At 57.5% G+C, this 19,433-nt stretch carries 9 protein-coding genes, 1 pseudogene and 1 CRISPR repeat array; all 10 genes and pseudogenes read right to left on the bottom strand.

From position 1 onward, the window contains the following. Positions 1 to 48 precede the first annotated feature (48 nt). The 10 genes and pseudogenes from H3V04_RS08095 to cas3 all read right to left on the bottom strand — a co-directional run bounded on the left by H3V04_RS08095 (position 49) and on the right by cas3 (position 19,196). Positions 49 to 888, bottom strand: coding sequence for a hypothetical protein (locus H3V04_RS08095; protein WP_198187967.1), 840 nt, complete (start codon positions 886 to 888; stop codon positions 49 to 51). Positions 889 to 1,024: 136 nt separating this feature from the next. After that, a CRISPR array of direct repeats spans positions 1,025 to 9,231; the repeat unit is 28 nt; unit sequence GGATCATCCCCGCGGATGCGGGGAACAC. A 179-nt stretch (positions 9,232 to 9,410) separates the two neighbouring features. Continuing rightward, the gene (locus H3V04_RS10190) at positions 9,411 to 9,551 is read right to left on the bottom strand and encodes a hypothetical protein (RefSeq protein ID WP_232342655.1); all 141 of its coding nucleotides are present in this window, start codon (positions 9,549 to 9,551) and stop codon (positions 9,411 to 9,413) included. 28 nt (positions 9,552 to 9,579) lie between these two features. Further along, a pseudogene (gene cas2e, locus H3V04_RS10185) lies at positions 9,580 to 9,822 on the bottom strand (type I-E CRISPR-associated endoribonuclease Cas2e); the annotation flags it as partial. After that, positions 9,822 to 10,790 carry a type I-E CRISPR-associated endonuclease Cas1e gene (gene cas1e / locus H3V04_RS08085; RefSeq protein ID WP_198187964.1) on the bottom strand — a complete coding sequence of 323 codons (969 nt, stop codon included), beginning with the start codon at positions 10,788 to 10,790 and terminating at the stop codon, positions 9,822 to 9,824. The pseudogene cas2e and the gene cas1e, both read right to left, overlap by 1 nt. 14 nt (positions 10,791 to 10,804) lie before the next feature. Further along, positions 10,805 to 11,494: a type I-E CRISPR-associated protein Cas6/Cse3/CasE gene (gene cas6e / locus H3V04_RS08080; RefSeq protein ID WP_198187963.1), complete on the bottom strand. Its 690-nt coding sequence runs from the start codon at positions 11,492 to 11,494 to the stop codon at positions 10,805 to 10,807. Positions 11,495 to 11,503: 9 nt separating this feature from the next. Beyond that, on the bottom strand, positions 11,504 to 12,217 hold the full coding sequence (gene cas5e, locus H3V04_RS08075) for a type I-E CRISPR-associated protein Cas5/CasD (protein ID WP_198187962.1): 714 nt from the start codon (positions 12,215 to 12,217) through the stop codon (positions 11,504 to 11,506). A gap of 2 nt (positions 12,218 to 12,219) precedes the next feature. Next, positions 12,220 to 13,356 (bottom strand): type I-E CRISPR-associated protein Cas7/Cse4/CasC, encoded by a 1,137-nt coding sequence (cas7e, locus tag H3V04_RS08070; RefSeq protein WP_198187961.1) that lies wholly within the window; start codon positions 13,354 to 13,356, stop codon positions 12,220 to 12,222. A gap of 105 nt (positions 13,357 to 13,461) precedes the next feature. After that, entirely contained in the window at positions 13,462 to 14,202 is a 741-nt protein-coding gene (gene casB, locus H3V04_RS08065; protein WP_198187960.1) for a type I-E CRISPR-associated protein Cse2/CasB, read from the bottom strand. Continuing rightward, positions 14,199 to 15,908 carry a type I-E CRISPR-associated protein Cse1/CasA gene (gene casA / locus H3V04_RS08060; RefSeq protein WP_198187959.1) on the bottom strand — a complete coding sequence of 570 codons (1,710 nt, stop codon included), beginning with the start codon at positions 15,906 to 15,908 and terminating at the stop codon, positions 14,199 to 14,201. Before casA ends, casB begins: the two co-directional genes overlap by 4 nt. Before the next feature lie 120 nt (positions 15,909 to 16,028). After that, positions 16,029 to 19,196: a CRISPR-associated helicase Cas3' gene (gene cas3 / locus H3V04_RS08055; RefSeq protein ID WP_232342633.1), complete on the bottom strand. Its 3,168-nt coding sequence runs from the start codon at positions 19,194 to 19,196 to the stop codon at positions 16,029 to 16,031. Between the last annotated feature and the right edge of the window lie 237 nt (positions 19,197 to 19,433).

Raw genomic sequence — 19,433 nt, 5'->3', positions numbered from 1 at the left:
ACGCTAGTCCGAAAAAGCTGACAGCAATATCTATTGGTTTATTGGACATCAGAAAAGGCATCCAGCAACTGCATCGCCAACACGAACCCAGCCATTCGCGTCAGAGCGGTACCATGCCCATCCGGCGCCAGTTAGGCACAGGACTGCAACGCCTGGTCCAACCTTCTTTGCGAGGAATTTTGCGCCCCTTCCAACCCACTTGAAAACTGTGGACCAGCTGGGGTCAGCAGTTACGGGATACGCGTAATCACCGGCATTGTGCTCAATAACTTGAGTAAGAACATTTCCGTTGACTTCGTAATAGGTTGGAACACTCTTGCCCTGAGCATCGACTGCCCACGGTACATCAACACCACCACTTATCTGGTTGTCTTTACCGATTATCGTGACACTACCATTTTCATGGATCGTAAGAGATGAGGCATCTGCGAAGGTGTAATCAAGGCGTTCTGGAGCTGCCTTGGAACTCAATACACTGGTAACTCTCGTGATGCCTTCGTCAGAAAGGTTCACAGCGAAATCCGTCATGTTCTTGCCGGCAACCACTCCGGTGCCGTCCGATACACCGACATTACCAGATGCTTCCTCTGGCAAAACTAAAGTATCTCCAGATTGACTTGTGACTTGAGCGGTGTTTCCCTCTTTTTCGAGTTTGACGCTTACGTCTTTGGATGTGGCAACTATCTCACCGGAGGAGGAAGAGAAATTAATATCTGCTGCGGTATCAATACCCACAGCATCAGCACCGCGCAGAGCATTCTGCGCAATGGCTTCAGTCTCGTCCATAAAGGATACGGGTGATGCCGATGCCGTGCTCACACACATGAAGGGAACAGTCAGAACGGCGACTGCAGTAAATAGCTTTTGTTTCAAAGATATATGTGTCATGGCGGTTCCTTTGCCGTCGCAACAAAATGCACGATTTGTGCATAAGCGAATTATGATAGAGAATTGTCACTTTGGCAATATCTGTCCATATATTGGATATGTACTACACCTTCGGAAGACGATCATTCCAGAAGGCGGATCATCCCCGCGGATGCGGGGAACACTCTACGTGTGGCCCGTGGTCCGGGCGGTATAGGGGATCATCCCCGCGGATGCGGGGAACACGGCCAGAATCACGGGGTAAGCATGAGACAACGGGGATCATCCCCGCGGATGCGGGGAACACCTGGATGTGAAAGGACAAGAAATGAGTGGAGCGGGATCATCCCCGCGGATGCGGGGAACACTACAGGCTGCGGAAGTATTCACTGCTGAACGGGGGATCATCCCCGCGGATGCGGGGAACACTCATCCCCAGGCAGGCCACCATCCAGGACCTGAGGATCGTCCCCGCGGATGCGGGGAACACTTCGGCGTTCCTCTTGCGTTTCTTCTCCACCTGGGATCATCCCCGCGGATGCGGGGAACACAACGCCCAGGCTGCCCGAGATTCGGGAGCCTCGGGATCATCCCCGCGGATGCGGGGAACACTGCATGTCAACCCCGTCCTGAACCCCGGCCAGCGGATCATCCCCGCGGATGCGGGGAACACTCGTTGACCACGGTCATGACCTCTTCGTAGCGGGGATCATCCCCGCGGATGCGGGGAACACCCATGGGGAGGAGACGGCGATGACGAACCCGAAGGATCATCCCCGCGGATGCGGGGAACACATCCACGTTGGTGAATGTGACGCTGCTGATGGGGGATCATCCCCGCGGATGCGGGGAACACAGAAGCCACATCCTCGTCATGGATGAACTTGCAGGATTATCCCCGCGGATGCGGGGAACACCTCCAATCCCGATACGCGGTCAGGGACGGGGCCGGATCATCCCCGCGGATGCGGGGAACACTCCATCTGGGCCTGGATGCTGTTCCTGCCCGTGGGATCATCCCCGCGGATGCAGGGAACACTTGCGCTGATGCCTGTAGTATTCCCGTTCCAAGGGATCATCCCCGCGGATGCGGGGAACACGTGCCACACTTACCGCCGCGCAGACCCCGACCCGGATCATCCCCGCGGATGCGGGGAACACCATCATGCCGCCTCCGTCGTAAACGTGACACCCGGATCATCCCCGCGGATGCGGGGAACACACCCTGACGACATCAAGCGGATGCTGGGCGGCAGGATCATCCCCGCGGATGCGGGGAACACCCATCACTTATCGCCCTCCTTAGCCTTGTAGGGGGATCATCCCCGCGGATGCGGGGAACACGGGTCCGCTTCCGGCCCTCCCCCGCGTTTCGTGGGATCATCCCCGCGGATGCGGGGAACACGCTGCTATAGCGAGTTTTGCTGACTCGAGGATAGGATCATCCCCGCGGATGCGGGGAACACGAATAGTGATCCGACGGTCAACTTGGATAGTGCGGATCATCCCCGCGGATGCGGGGAACACCGGCATACGCAGGGCAAGTGGGCCGGCCGCCACGGATCATCCCCGCGGATGCGGGGAACACTTGTGTAGGCCCTTGAAGTTGAATTCCGTACCAGGATCATCCCCGCGGATGCGGGGAACACGCAGCATGTCCATTTGTCTTTCTGCCCGGATGAGGATCATCCCCGCGGATGCGGGGAACACTCGTTGAATCCTGGATTATCTTCTTCCGGCGGAGGATCATCCCCGCGGATGCGGGGAACACCGTCTCTTCAGCGAGCGCCGGCGGCTCCTGTGAGGATCATCCCCGCGGATGCGGGGAACACTCGCTGGTGCCCGCACCGTAGCGGGTGACAGCGGGATCATCCCCGCGGATGCGGGGAACACGTACCCACAAAACGAGGACGCCCATACACGCGAGGATCATCCCCGCAGATGCGGGGAACACATGTGATTCGTTTCAAGGGTTCGCCTGCCGAGGGGATCATCCCCGCGGATGCGGGGAACACGCCGTGCGTTTACTTGATCTTTGTTATACGGAAGGATCACCCCCGCGGATGCGGGGAACACACGGTGTTCCTTGACGACAAGGGTCAGGGCTGGGGATCATCCCCGCGGATGCGGGGAACACGCCGGGCACGCAGGCCAGTGTCCGCAATGTCGGGGATCATCCCCGCGGATGCGGGGAACACACATCCAAAGGGTTCTTGGCTTTGACGGGCAAGGGATCATCCCCGCGGATGCGGGGAACACCAGTATCCTTATAGTATGTAGCCTTATTGATTGGGATCATCCCCGCGGATGCGGGGAACACTCTATACTTCGCTCGACACCATACACGAGAGCAGGATCATCCCCGCGGATGCGGGGAACACCAACGAGGGTGCGCAGGAACCACGAGGCTACGGGGATCATCCCCGCGGATGCGGGGAACACACATTGAGATCATCGACGGCGTCATGCACAGGAGGATCATCCCCGCGGATGCGGGGAACACGCCAAGACAATGACGTTTGTACAGGTCAATAAGGGATCATCCCCGCGGATGCGGGGAACACTAGTGGAAAAGCACGTCGTCGCGCCAGACGAAGGGATCATCCCCGCGGATGCGGGGAACACACAAGTATGTCCAAGTGTGATTGGGTGAGCATGGGATCATCCCCGCGGATGCGGGGAACACTAGGTCGAACTCTCCACCCGCCTGAATCAGAGCGGATCATCCCCGCGGATGCGGGGAACACCTGATCACGGTTGGTGAGCGTTGAGGTTGTAGAGGATCATCCCCGCGGATGCGGGGAACACTAAGACTCAATGCTGACGGTAAGGGCTGTGAGAGGATCATCCCCGCGGATGCGGGGAACACCTGGTGCATAGGGAGGCCATCGGCGTCAACCCGGGATCATCCCCGCGGATGCGGGGAACACACAGCGTCAAACCCCTTAATAATCTCATCACGCGGATCATCCCCGCGGATGCGAGGAACACTTTAATCTCTTTTTGTACGTTTTTTTGGATTGTGGATCATCCCCGCGGATGCGGGGAACACTGGACGTTGGGCACCTTGCCGCTGCGGATGGCGGGATCATCCCCGCGGATGCGGGGAACACCTGCCGGGGATGGATCGTATAGGGTGGACGGATATTGGGATCATCCCCGCGGATGCGGGGAACACAGTTTCCTCGCTGGGGGCCTCACGCTCGGCGCGGGATCATCCCCGCGGATGCGGGGAACACGTCCTCGTCCGGCATCATACTCATGCTGGCCTGGGATCATCCCCGCGGATGCGGGGAACACAGCGTGCGAGGCTTACAAACAGCGGGTATGGTGGGATCATCCCCGCGGATGCGGGGAACACCGACTTGGTGGATAGGTATGGCACCCGTGCTGGGGATCATCCCCGCGGATGCGGGGAACACGATGGCACTGATTCTTGGATTCGCGCTTATCTGGGATCATCCCCGCGGATGCGGGGAACACTGTGCTGTAGAGGTCCATGGTGGGGCCGTAAAGGGATCATCCCCGCGGATGCGGGGAACACCCGCTGCTCTTGACAGTCTGGGACAAATTCCAAGGATCATCCCCGCGGATGCGGGGAACACTTCTCCTGGGACCTGAGCATCTCCGATTTCGGCGGATCATCCCCGCGGATGCGGGGAACACCAGGGGGAACTGCCAAGTGCTGAAATAATCCCGGGATCATCCCCGCGGACGCGGGGAACACCGGTTCGCGGCCAGCTGGCAGTCGGCCGCAGGGGGATCATCCCCGCGGATGCGGGGAACACCTGATCCAAGACTCGACAGACAAGCCATGACCAGGATCATCCCCGCGGATGCGGGGAACACCGCACAACCAGATTAAATTACTGGGCTTGTGCAGGATCATCCCCGCGGATGCGGGGAACACTTGTTAGAGAGTATCGCGTTTAGGGTGACCGGAGGATCATCCCCGCGGATGCGGGGAACACGTCGCAGTAATAGACCGAATAGCATTCAAACACGGATCATCCCCGCGGATGCGGGGAACACAAGAGGACAATCTCAATCGGCAACAGAGACATGGGATCATCCCCGCGGATGCGGGGAACACCGTGTACGACATCGACGCGGACCCGGAACACAAGGATCATCCCCGCGGATGCGGGGAACACTTCCAGGGTCAGCGTCGTGGTGTTCGGTGCCAGGGATCATCCCCGCGGATGCGGGGAACACCACATGCGAGCACCGATCTTAGGGTCGGTCTGTGGATCATCCCCGCGGATGCGGGGAACACAAGATGCCGGCCGCTCCGGATGTGAGCGGCGTGGGATCATCCCCGCGGATGCGGGGAACACAATGTGAGCTCAGTGTCATTGGGAGACAGCTTGGGATCATCCCCGCGGATGCGGGGAACACCGCTGCGCATAGGTGAGTGCCGCGGACAAACGGGGATCATCCCCGCGGATGCGGGGAACACGCTCTCGGCAAGGGCATAGTCAACGGCGACGAGGGATCATCCCCGCGGATGCGGGGAACACTTTTCGGCAGTACAGCCGAGAGCACTCACGGGCGGATCATCCCCGCGGATGCGGGGAACACCCGTCCCTGTTCCGGAAGATTAAACCGTATGGGGGATCATCCCCGCGGATGCGGGGAACACCGTCTGTCCTCGCTCATCACCCACCAGCCGTGAGGATCATCCCCGCGGATGCGGGGAACACACTGTCCTGTGTCCTGTGCTGCTGTGTTCATGCGGATCATCCCCGCGGATGCGGGGAACACGACGATTCCGCCCGCCTGTACAAGTACGTGCAGGGATCATCCCCGCGGATGCGGGGAACACAACAAGAGGGTGGAATTCCGTGATTCACTCAAGGGATCATCCCCGCGGATGCGGGGAACACTGTGACGCCCGGGTCGCATCGGATCGGATGGAAGGATCATCCCCGCGGATGCGGGGAACACCTGTTCTTGCGGAATGCAGGAGACGGTTGAATCGGGATCATCCCCGCGGATGCGGGGAACACTCGAACAGATCCCAGTATTTGTTTTCGTAGTGGGGATCATCCCCGCGGATGCGGGGAACACAAAAACAGGCTGACGAGCTCGTCGCCGCCGGACGGATCATCCCCGCGGATGCGGGGAACACGGGTTGTTGGCACTAAGGACGGTGTGGCGTGACGGATCATCCCCGCGGATGCGGGGAACACTAATCCAGGCTCTGATCGGTGCCATACCCGTCAGGATCATCCCCGCGGATGCGGGGAACACCCATTGATGTCCTGACCGCTCATGCTGAAAGTAGGATCATCCCCGCGGATGCGGGGAACACACCACGACGAAATCGCCAGGCACGCTCGCCGTGGGATCATCCCCGCGGATGCGGGGAACACATTGTGATTGGGTCTCGCAATCGCGGTGATGAAGGATCATCCCCGCGGATGCGGGGAACACATGTAACCAAGGAAAACAGCGTGTACGGAACTGGGATCATCCCCGCGGATGCGGGGAACACAAAATGAAACACGGCGAGTTCCGGCAGATACGAGGATCATCCCCGCAGATGCGGGGAACACCATCCGGGCATGTCAAGCTGGGAGGTCGCTGAAGGATCATCCCCGCGGATGCGGGGAACACGGACGAAGCTTCTAAGGCCCTCAAGCAGGTGGGGGATCATCCCCGCGGATGCGGGGAACACTTTCCCGATGGTCGACCCCCCGAGCGACACCGGGGATCATCCCCGCGGATGCGGGGAACACCTTCCGGCGGTGTGGTCGATGATGGTGGCGAAGGGATCATCCCCGCGGATGCGGGGAACACAAGCGGCGTTCATCTATCATGGCTGTCCTCCTGGGATCATCCCCGCGGATGCGGGGAACACAACCCAGAAAACCGCCCGAGTGCAGACCGACCGGGATCATCCCCGCGGATGCGGGGAACACCGACACCGTGTACACCAACGGGATCAAAAACGTGGATCATCCCCGCGGATGCGGGGAACACGTCCTGAAGCGCCCTTTCGATACGGTCTGCCGCGGATCATCCCCGCGGATGCGGGGAACACTGGCCAAGCTGAACAGCATGAGTGACGACCAGGGGATCATCCCCGCGGATGCGGGGAACACGTAAAACTACATGTATGTGCTATGCACATGATGGGATCATCCCCGCGGATGCGGGGAACACTTTTTCCTGCTTTTGTGGGTGGTTTCTTTCAGGGGATCATCCCCGCGGATGCGGGGAACACTCGACCTCGGTGCCTGCGAAGATGGCGCTCAGGGGATCATCCCCGCGGATGCGGGGAACACAGGGAGATGCGCACCCTAACGAGCAGACTCCTAGGATCATCCCCGCGGATGCGGGGAACACACGAGTTCGAGGGCAAGCATGTGCGGGTTGTAGGGATCATCCCCGCGGATGCGGGGAACACTCGGCTCGGTTGAGGAGGCTCAGCGCCTCGGCGGGATCATCCCCGCGGATGCGGGGAACACCAAAACCATCCGCGACCGGATCACAGATACCTAGGATCATCCCCGCGGATGCGGGGAACACGCATTGAGCTGCCTTGTCGCAGGCCGGTGAAAGGGATCATCCCCGCGGATGCGGGGAACACTTTTGACACTGGAATTGAGCAGATATCGATTTGGGATCATCCCCGCGGATGCGGGGAACACATCAACGAAGCCATATACGGTAAGCCTGGGGTGGGATCATCCCCGCGGATGCGGGGAACACATATGCGTTCGGCCTGCTGTGCGTTGGCGTAGGGGATCATCCCCGCGGATGCGGGGAACACCAGTACCCCAAGGTGGTCACGGAAAAGGGGTCAGGATCATCCCCGCGGATGCGGGGAACACTGATGTCCACTATGTCGCGTGTTTTCATGGTCGGGATCATCCCCGCGGATGCGGGGAACACGATGGCCGGGGCAACGATTGATTAGAAGCCGTAGGATCATCCCCGCGGATGCGGGGAACACGGCTGGCCCAGCTACAAGGATGCCATCGAAGTAGGATCATCCCCGCGGATGCGGGGAACACGGAATTACTGACTACCTATGATGTGGCCGATAAGGATCATCCCCGCGGATGCGGGGAACACCATTCACGAAAGACCCGCAGAAAGGCGTTCAGGGGATCATCCCCGCGGATGCGGGGAACACACCACGTCGAAACGGTCGACATAGGTGGACTTGGGATCATCCCCGCGGATGCGGGGAACACATGGCACGCCAATACCCCAAATATGCAAGCGCCGGATCATCCCCGCGGATGCGGGGAACACCAGGCGACCACCGCGGAAGCCATGGCTAACCAGGGATCATCCCCGCGGATGCGGGGAACACACATTCTGCCCGGTGGCGCGAACAACGGAACGAGGATCATCCCCGCGGATGCGGGGAACACCCGGGTCTGCTGGCAGCGGCCCGGTCTGTGCGAGGATCATCCCCGCGGATGCGGGGAACACTGATGATGGAACTCAGAAAACCTAGTAATGCTGGGATCATCCCCGCGGATGCGGGGAACACATTGACCACCGACCGCCACGCCATCATGTCCACGGATCATCCCCGCGGATGCGGGGAACACGACCACGGGGATCGGGTCCCCTTTGGCCTGCCAGGATCATCCCCGCGGATGCGGGGAACACCAGCCTGGCAGCCGACGACATAGCCATCATCGGGGATCATCCCCGCGGATGCGGGGAACACCTTGACGGGTCAGAGCGAACTCGTTACCGGGGAGGATCATCCCCGCGGATGCGGGGAACACCCGGACAGATGGTCAGCCATGCTCTGGATGGACGGATCATCCCCGCGGATGCGGGGAACACCCGGTGAGGGAAGCGCGTTCGGTAAGCCGCTCAGGATCATCCCCGCGGATGCGGGGAACACTAAATATTTTGAGGAAACTACCAAGTCCACTACGGATCATCCCCGCGGATGCGGGGAACACTCCTGCTGGTGTCGTAGACGGCCTGCAGGTTGGGGATCATCCCCGCGGATGCGGGGAACACCCGATGTCCAGCCCGTCCTGCTTGGACAGGGCGGGATCATCCCCGCGGATGCGGGGAACACTTTGAGGACCGGACCGATGTTTCACGTGAATCAGGATCATCCCCGCGGATGCGGGGAACACCGACCGCCGAGGAGATGCAGGAGATGGCCACGCGGATCATCCCCGCGGATGCGGGGAACACGGAGCAGTGACCGGCTGGACGGTGCCGCACACCGGATCATCCCCGCGGATGCGGGGAACACTTAACGATAGTGTCGAATCCGGTGGTATCTGTAGGATCATCCCCGCGGATGCGGGGAACACTCTTCCGAGGCTTCCGCGAGTGCCGAGACAAAAGGATCATCCCCGCGGATGCGGGGAACACACTTAGAAATCCTTGCAATCCCAACAATACAATAGACAAGATCTCCGATTTTTAATGAGTTTGCATTTCGAATCCCTCCTCTATCCCCTGTCTCAGTTACTGCAATTCAGACCATCTACACTGAGCTTCTTCACAATGCACTGGCCCAGTAATCGATACTTAGCATGCAACGGCAAAACTCATCTTAAAAGTGCAGACTGCTTGGACTCAGCTGGATCGCGAACGCCGGAACCTTGCCGCACGTCTGTACTTGCTTGCATTGCTCCAACCAGTTCGGCGGTATCGGTTTCCACCACCCGCAGATCTGCCATCGCCGCCATCCGTAGGCCTCTCCATAAGAGTCAATCCTTCACAGTCTACCGGGTTCCAATCTGAGCGATGCACCTTGAAACTCAGATGCTGCTCATTGCGGGCAGAATAGACCATGATGGCCTTGCCAGTTCGGATCTGCCCTGTGATACGTTCCCAAAGCCGGTCCCGGACCCTAGCGGTGACGTGGCCAACGAAAACCCCAGATGCTATCTCTAGAAGCCATCGAGTCAAATCCCCGCGCAGACCCACTGGGCATGCCGTCAAAACAACGACCACCATCAGCCCATCCCCTCCTCCTCATCTGCATAGGATCTCCCGGCCGGAACTCCGCCAACCTTCTCATCCCAAAGCTCCAAGGTCCCACCCTCTACATCAGAAGAGGAAGAAACAGGTGCTCCAAGCAGTCTTGGAATATCGCGAGCCATCCGTCGCATAAGCGAGAGGTCATAGACAGCATCCCGCATGGCATGCCGGGTAGCCGATCCGATGTCGTCGGGCTGCTTTGCAGCAGTCTTGAAAGCTACAGGAATCGATATCTCGGCCTTATACAGATCAGCCACATCATAAACAAAGGAACGCTCATGGCCCACATGGACGAATCCCAAGCCCGGAGAACACCCAAGCGCAACGATCACCGAGTGAGCGATTCCGTACAAGCAGGTATGAGCAGCCGACAGGGCCTTATTGATCTCGTTGCCGGCATCGAAATCCTCATGATCATAGGTTCGTTTATCCCAAGCTACGCCAGTCAGTTCCGACCAGTGACGGTAGACCTGTCGAACTCGGGCGCCTTCACGCCCACGCAGCTGCTGCATGGTACAAGAGCTGACATCTTCGTTTAGGAAGCGCATCTGGTACATGGCCCTCGCTACAGCCAAACGTTTGCGGGTGTTGGAGACCAAAGCCGCCTGCCTTTGCAGAAGGGCAGCCGAATGCGTCAGAGGACGGCCGAACGCATACATCCTCACACCGCGCTCCCCCACCCATACCACGCTGGCACCATTGTCACCGATTACCACCATGGCCTGGTGGCTGACGGTGGTGCCGGGACCAAGCATGAGCACACCTAGATTGGCGGCAGGCAGCCGTATAGTCCCGGTATCTCTGGTAACCGCGATGGCATTGTCCTCGCGAGTGATAACACAGTGCTCGAAATATGCGAACGAGAGCCTATCCTCGGCCCGTACCAGATCACCCAATTCAGGAGGGGGACTGCCGGGAATCTCGGTTCTCCCGGCAGACCCCATAAACTGATCCTTAGTCATCGGATCGGAGCCACCGTCAGCAACCCACAGCCGAAGCTCTTGGCCCTGCCGATGCCTTGCCGTAGGCAACGCTGAAAAGCTTGCGCATCGGTTACACGAAGCTGTCCGTCGAACTGGGCTGTGACCAAGGTGACCTTGCCGTCCCCGTGGTCGAACTGCTCCTTGCGGCGCTGGGAAACAAGGCAGGATAGTCCAGCCTCCTCTTCAGAGCTGCCTAGGAGGGCAAATCCGTTGCGTTCACTGTGCTTCTGCAACCAAGACAACTGATAACCCACAGTGACATGCCCCATCACCTTGCCGACTACTGCATGATTGGACCGCCGCCCTTTGTCGACATAGACCTGTCTGGCGGGATTGGCCCGAAGCCTGAAGGCCCACTCCTGTCCCTTGGCTATATGAGTGATTAACGGCTCGTAATCCTTCACCTCCCACTCTGCATGGGTCGGCCAACCGGCCTGCTCGACAATATGGGTGAAGTCAGGACGCTCAGGACTCACCACATACAGCCAGGTCGAATCTCCATCACGGGAGAAATCCAATCGCCACAGGATACGTCCCCCATCGCCGCTGCGTACAGCACCCGGCGGGAAGGACTTCTCCACGGCGGCATGAAGACGGTAAGGCGAGGCAATCAGTTGCTTTGCCGCATACCGTGCAGTGTTCAACGGCATTCTGGATATATACATGCCTGCCTCCTAGAAAAACGACATTGGATCGTGATCCGGAACGGCTTTAGTCCGCTGCTCGTCAGAGCCGGGACCATCCGGATTGGGGATTCTGTATCGGCAAACCGTTCTGACCGCATATCTGCGGGCAGCACCGAAACTCAGCGGAGCATCTGCCTGGGAAGAGACAATCCCATTGTCTTCGTCCTTAGCGAAGTCCGCGTCACAGACAACCTCCAGTCGGCAGCCTTGATGGCGCCTCTTATACCAAGAAGCGGCCATCCAGGGATGCGTGCGCAGGGCCTGATCCACACGGTCCTTCTGAACCAAACCAAGCGAGACCGGGTAATCCGGCGGGCAAGCCCGGCGACCCAAATATAATGGCCAACGGGGATGACGCAGAGCCTGGTCCAGACCTTCCAAAAGCGCAGAATCAGCGCCTAAAGCCACCAGGAATTTCGCATCGGATAAGTAGTACCGTGTGGTCAATGGCATGGCTTTGACATTGGCACCGTGCTCTGTTTGCATGTCATTGACCAAGATGCCCGGTTGATCGATGCGGACACCGAAGCTTAGATGCAGCAGATCCTCAATGTCGTCACCGCGTTGACGCCCTTGCGCCGAAGCAAGCAGACCAATCACCGCGCTCTTGGTGGGCTCCCGTTGTGTGGTGCGAATCGTAAAACGCGAGGAGCTCCCCCAGGACTGCAAAGGCCCCGACAATCGCAACAGCAGTATGCTCATAATTACTCCTGCTGACCCAGCACGCGCATAGTCTCAGCATCCACCTGGCTGGTCAGATCCTTGAGACCGACAGACTCAGCCACCGGAGCCAAGTCCTGCGCTGACAAATCCGTGCTGATCGCCCAAGCACGCACAGGTTGCTCATCATAAGCATCCTGAATCCTGCGCAACTCCTCAACCAGCCTGCGGCCAGCGACCTGCGAGATAGGCTGATCATGCTCGGCTACAACCGGACGTTCAAAGGCTTCCACAGCATTGATGGGCTGGCTGTCACGGAAGGCCACAATGCAGGTCTCGGGCAGAGTCCTATTGGCGTAGGAATTCTGCTTGCCGGTCGGCATGGATCGGATGAAAGCCTCTACGAAGACCGAAGCCACTCTCGCAGTGGCCTCGGCATTGCCAATCTGCTCCTGCAGGGCATCCAGGTTCACGGTCGCGTAGCGATACAGTGTGGATGAGTTGAAGCCGACGGAGTCGATCATAGCCGCACCGGCGTTGTCCGCTTCCGCGCAGTCATCAGCGGCAGTGAAATAGTCGTACTCAGGCTTGATGGCATCCACGGAGATGGCATGAGCCACCTGAGCGCTGGCATCCGTATTCAGGTCAGGGGCATCAGCCAGCATACGGCCGAACAGGGCGATGTCGACCGCCTGTTCACCGTGGAAGACCGCCGATACTTCCTTCTTCATGGCCGAATCCGGAGCTTTGGCCAGATCCTTTCCCTGATCCATCCATTCCAGTGCGATAGCAGCCAGCTTGCCGATTTCGGTGTTGCCGATGAAGATCAGATATTGAGTGACCGGCTTACCACTGGCTGCTCCTGCGCGAGTGGAAGCGACGACCTTAACACCGGTGGCCTTCAAGACCATGGAAGCGTAGCTTTCAGCCCGGTCCGCCGATTCAGGCCGTTGATTAACCATGGCCTTTACGATCAGCTCGACTGCATTCTTCGTCCGTACCCCCAACTGTTTCTTGTCCAGCAAAGACTTGAAGGTCTCGCGCATGGCCCGCTTCCAGGCCTGGCTGGAGACTCGCGAGCGCAAGACACCGCCATACTGAGCTGTCTTGGGATTACCCGTTTCGTCACGATTGATGTTGCTCGGCGGGACGTTCTGAACTGCATAAATATCCATAAACATGGCTTTTCTCCTTAATATTTATTTTTTGAAAATCAGTGATCTTGTGTATGTGTATCTACTAGATGGCGAATCATTCGAGACAACCTGTCACCATTGACCGTGTTACTAGACTTCAGCTGTTCTATTGGCCTTCTCACCCTCTTTCGCATCCGCTGCCTTGTGCACGGCGTAATACTGACGAGCCCAACGGTGAAAGACAGAGGACCTCCGACCAGGCAGCTGCAGCAGATAAAGATCTTGGGCGAAAGCCTGATAGTCCAGCTGCACATCCTGATTCCTCATCATCCTTATCAACGAATACAGCTGATGCCGGATGCCATCGAAATCAGGAACATCCTCCATGATTTGCAGTCTTCGAAGAACTGGGGTGGTCTTAGAACCGTCCTGGTTGGCGTCGATCATGCGGCATGCGTGGCCGAAACTGTAGCGGGAGCGCTTGGATCGCGCTAGCTGCTTAGCTTCGGTGTTATTCCCTGTACCCTTATGATCAGGCATCCAGGCCATACCCTGAGATTTCGACTGCTGATGAAGCGCATACATCTGCAGGGCAGTGGCAATAGCCCGTGTTTCCGTGACGATATTACGGTCATTGTCGAGGGCCGGGTTTCCCAGAGTATCCTGCGGCCAATCCTCATATAGATCAAACCCGACATTCATCCACCGCACCCTGCCATCGTCAATGCCCCGACGCAGCAGGGCCAGATGAGCCCTGGCCACGCTGCTGGCCTGGACCGTGTAGGCGTACTGCAATTTCCCAATCCGGTAATTGACATACCGCCCGACGGCCTGTTTGCGGTCGTCGACTGACAAGACACGATCGTTCGTCATGGTAGCTGCAGTCATCATTGAACCTCCTTTTCATTTGCGGTCTCGCCCTCACGAGAGGGAAGGGGACCTAGATATTTATTCAATTGGTATAAGAATCTGTCGAAGATTGGCTCAGCAGATCGGGCGCCATTGACCTTGGGCAGGAAAGACGGCGCCGGAGACTGGTCGCGGTACTCACCAGCTATGCCGATCAGATCCCGATGAATGGCCTGGAACCAGTCATTACGGTAACGTTCGACATCCTCTGAAGGACCGAACTCCGCAATCCTCTGTCTGAACAGCTGATCCAGGGAAGCATATGCACGCTCCTTGACGCGAGCTATTGCAGCATAGAAGCGGTCCTTCTGCGCTTTGTCGCCTGCGGATTGGTTCAACTGGGCAACCATGGAGTCCAACGCCTTGACGGAATCCTCAGTACGCTCAACAACTTGAACCACCACATCCACGGCGGCAGCATCCAAATGAAGCAGTTGAAGGTTTGCATCGAGTGAATCATCGATAGCATCCGAGAAGAAGCTGTTCTGCGGACCATAGATCATGCTCTGTGTATGGATGCGAGCCATTTGCATCACTTTTCCGGACCCTGCATCATCCCGATTCCAATTCAACAGAGTTTCAACCCACCGAATAACACCAGGACGGGTGTCATCAGTCTGACCTGCTCCGTTGCTTCCCGCGCTGATCAAAGGTTGCAGCTGCCGCCAAATGGCCTTGTCGGAAGTGAATGTGACTGGCATGCGAGGCGCTGTCGGCAGTCCCAATTTCTTCCGCAGGTTCTCGCTGCCGTAACGCCAGGCCGTCATAGGCTCATAAGCGTCCATGTTGTCAGCGCTGATGACATCGCCATAGCAGACGACGATGCCGACCACACGGGAACCTGAGTCGTCAGGCACCAGCCTTACCCTGCGTGATTGCAGAGTGAGCATGTCCACAATGCCCGTGGGTTGATAGTCAGGATCCATGTCAGGGCCGGCCGGCTCGCGCTCCCAGGGCGCCAAATCACCAGGCTTGCCGAACCAGATATCATCATCTCCACGGCCGCGGGGATTGATCAAGCACCAGTTGAGCATCAGGGTGGCGAACAAGTTGTCCTGTTCCAAATAAACGTTGCCCAAGGCGCCCAGCCAGCCGGTTCCCACCTTGGACTTGGGCGGATAAACCCTGTTGCGCAGAATATGGGTCTCCCCATCTACCGGCGATTTGATGCCTGCAGGGTCATAGGCCTGGAGAAAGACCAACCATCGGGCTGCCTCAGGCAATGTAAGCGAGTCCAGGTCGTTCTTGGCGCGCATGGAAAAGAGAAACTTCTTGGGCTTAGGAACGTCAGCCTGAAGTTCGCCAATGCTGTCATACTCTTTATCCTCGGACGAGTAGGTCAATCCCGGCGTCTGGTAAAAAGGATGCTCCGGGTTGAACAAATCGAACCGATCGTGATAGCGCTCAAGGTAATCGTCAATTACTTGAGGGTCGAACTGCCCAGTCTGCCAAAGCGTCCACCACAGCTGCAGCAAGGCCGTCGGATTATCATCCCCGATCATAGGACGAAACCGCTGAGCGTATGCCTGGTAAAGCACAGCCAAGGCATTCCTCAGTATGGGCAAGGTCTGCTGAGGCATGTCACTTGAAATCTCACGGATTCGATGGGCTTCAACCAAAAGGTCACGAAGGGAGACCAGGCCGACTTGTCCTTCCAAATATGTAACCCTGATCCAGGGCTGGTCCAAGAGATTGAACGACGGCCGGCCTCCGCCGGTCGCTCCAACATCATTCATTATCATTGTCCTTTCTGCTTGTTCGATTATTCATAAGTGGAAAATGCCTACACTGGCGAGGCACTGCAACGTTCAGCTCTTTTCGTCCTCGTCGGCTTTCACACAAGTAAGCCCATCCTCACGGGTGTATCCGATAAGGTAACCAAGTACAGTGGCGACAAATCTCCGGCGACCCGAATCGGATTCTTCCTCATCCAATACCAGAGGTAAACAGCCATCCAGCCAAGGAGATTGATGCCATGCATCAACACAGTCACTGGCTCGGAGCTCTAGTTCATTGATCAGCGCATCAATGTCGTGACAGATGCGATCTGACAGATTTACCGAGCAACGCAACACCACTTGCGCCAGCCGGTTTTCAGGTTCGGTTTTTGTGGGCACAGGAGCCCCGCAAGGTACTGTATCGCTTCCGATCCATGGCAGAAGCGCATACTCATCACCACACCGGCGCAGAAGCACCACCTCCACCGAATCATGAGTGTCTCTGACAGCCTGTCTGGCTTTGGCTTCAGACCTGGCGTCCACAGTGCCTGTAAACAGGTCCACCAAGGTGTGAGACTGGTGCAGCAGACGGGCCGAATCTTTCATCAAATAGACTTGGGCCTTATCGATCTCTTCCGCATCCTTTTGGGCACGCTTGTGTACATCCAGCCGATACCGTTTTTGCCAGGCTTTGGGTATCAACTGTGCAATTGCATCAGAGTCATAAGCCGTGCGGACCAGCGGAGAGATGTCATCAGGAAGATGCAGCAAGCGGTGGGCGCTAACTGTTTGCAGACAAAGCACAGCAAGAGCTTCAAGCAGTGATGCCGGTGGATAGACGCTGTCTATATAGTCAGGAAATACTGGCCCATCCGCGTTCCAGGAGGCAATGCCTCGCAGATAGCAGAAGGCTTTCCGCAGACCAGCTGGACGGTCGCCCTCACCTTGTCCTCTGCGATGGCGATGCAGACGACCCATGCGCTGTAACAACAGATCGACCGGAGCTATATCGGTGACCATAAGATCGAAGTCGACGTCCAGGGATTGCTCCAGAACCTGCGTGCCCACAACAATCAGCCGGTGAGGACGTCCTCCATTGGCTAGGGTTGCATCCGGGCCAAGGCGTTCTCGGAGTTCTCGTTCGTTGTCCATACGATCCCGGTCGATGAAGCGTGAATGCGTCAGTCTGACCTGGTCCGAACCAAATACATTGGTCAAAGCTGCTGCAGTTTGCTGGGCACGGTCTACGGTGTCGCAAATCACAGCGGCGCAGCCACCTTCAGCCAGACGCTCTTGCAGCAAGTCTGACAAATGTTCAAGATCGTCATCAATGACATGACAATCGATGTCTACCGCACGACCTGAAGATCGCACCGAGCTGGTCCGGCAGGTCGTTCCAGATGTGTAGGTAATCAGCGGATAAGCATGCAGGTCGTCAGGGTCCTTTCCCTCATTAAAGGGCTGCCTGTCACCCGGCTGTGAAGAGTCAGAAGCCTTATCATTACGTTGCTTGGAGTAGCGGTCAGCAAATGCCTCCATGCTTGCAAAACGACGCGGTGCAACTTGGGGGGACTGCTCCGCAAGGTTACTCGACCCGCCGAGCACCGAGGCATACCCCTTAATATAAGCGTCCACCAGCTCACGTCGCATCGATGCAGGCAGGGTTGCCGACAGAAGGATGACTGGGTTGTGGAATCCTCCCAACCATTCCAGGGTTCTCTTGAGGTATTCACGCATGTAGGTGTCGTAAGCGTGGCATTCGTCGATGATGACAACTTTGTTGGCTAGAGCCAGCTGCCGCAGACTGACGTGCTTCATCTGCAGAGCGGCCATGAGCACCTGATCGATAGTGCAGATCAGGAAGTTAGCCAGCACCCCTTTCTTTCTTCCTCGCAGCCAGTCGTTCACCACTGCCTCGGGGTAGGTGGCCTTTCGTGCACCAGAGCCTTGTAGGACATCCTCATCGAAAACTGATGAGGTGGCCGACCCCCTGGCTGAAGTCATCATGGACATAAATTCCCTGTTGAGAGCAGCTTTGCCATGTCTGAGCGAGGTGGATTTCTCAGAGCGCCCCTCAGGTTGAGGCAATCTATCGATCCAACTCTTGCACCGCGAGAACATGGCATCGGTGGTGGCCATTGTCGGCAGGGCCACGCAGACTCCTCCCCTGCCTGTTCGTTCAGCCAGAATTTCCGCACAGGCCAGGGCTGCTTCGGTCTTGCCTTCGCCCATGGGCGCTTCGATGACCATAATGCCTGGATCCTTGGTCGTTTCCGCCAGATGTGCGGCCTGCTCCTGGACTGGTCTGGGATTGGCACCTGCCGGCAGATCAAATCTGGAGGCGAAGCGCTCCCCTACGCTGATCTGCTCGTGAATCGGTTGCCACTTAGGAGGCAGATCGAGGTTACGCCATCCGCGCTCCTGACGTGCCTTAAGACCAGCTCTTGTACGTACTGAATTCATCCGGTCCCAGGTCTGTTCGTCATAGCTCTTAGGGTTGAGCGGCACCAAGGGAAATAGAGCATCGTCGCTGTTGCTGGCGATCCAGTCGGCCATAATGACCAGCCCCTCCAGCACAGATTCGGCATATATGTTTAGACGCCTTCTGCTCAGCCGAGCGAAGTCATCATCACTAAGCTCACACTGCTTGGCCACGAATTCAATCAGTTGGCGCTGGACTTCAGCCCAGTCCTCATAACCCTGAGCAGTGCCCATCCGCACATCCATATCGGACTTGCATAGAGCCTGACGCGTAGGAGGCTGACCATGATGCCCTCCAACGACACAGGCATAGGATTCGGCCACTGACCTGTTCCAATGTCGTACCTGCTTCAGATACGACTCCAGAATCCTTTGGCCCGCTATGGGATGGGTAGGATAATTGGTATCCGTAATCGGAACATCAGGGAACCGCAGACCAGCCTGTCTGGGCTTCCACTGTAGGGAGAGATCCTGCATACCAGGCGCATGCGTCAACGGCTTGCTTTGGAAAACCGGGGTTGCCTTACCGATATCATGGACACCGGTGATAAACATGCAGACTTTGCGAGCCAATTCCGGATCACCAACATCGCGGATGATGATCTCTCGGGTGCCCCGGGGCACCCAGTCACGCCATAAGTACCCAGCCACTGCAGCGGAATCACTCAGATGCGCGAAAACTCCCTGCCAATCATTCTCGTCATGCAGATTTGTCTTGCCCCACAGGGACATGGCTTTAGCGTTCAGACCCAAGTCTGTTGGTATCACTCCGCTCATTGTTCCCCCGATCTCAACTCAGCGATCCTGCCAATTGGACGACTTCGTTGTAACAATTTGTAAGCATAGCACGAAGATATGGAATATACCAAATTTATAATCTCTTAATGGCACAAGTTGACTTATATACCCTGACTATTCAGGGAGCACATAAAATCCTAATGGCACAAAGGATCATCCCCACAGAAGCGGGGAACACACCTCAAGAAGAAGCTTTATGTAGTCTACACGGGAACC

This window comes from Bifidobacterium sp. M0353, from assembly GCF_016100645.1.
GTDB classification, from domain to species: Bacteria; Actinomycetota; Actinomycetes; order Actinomycetales; family Bifidobacteriaceae; genus Bombiscardovia; species Bombiscardovia choladohabitans.
This window is presented reverse-complemented; position numbering and strand designations above follow the sequence as displayed.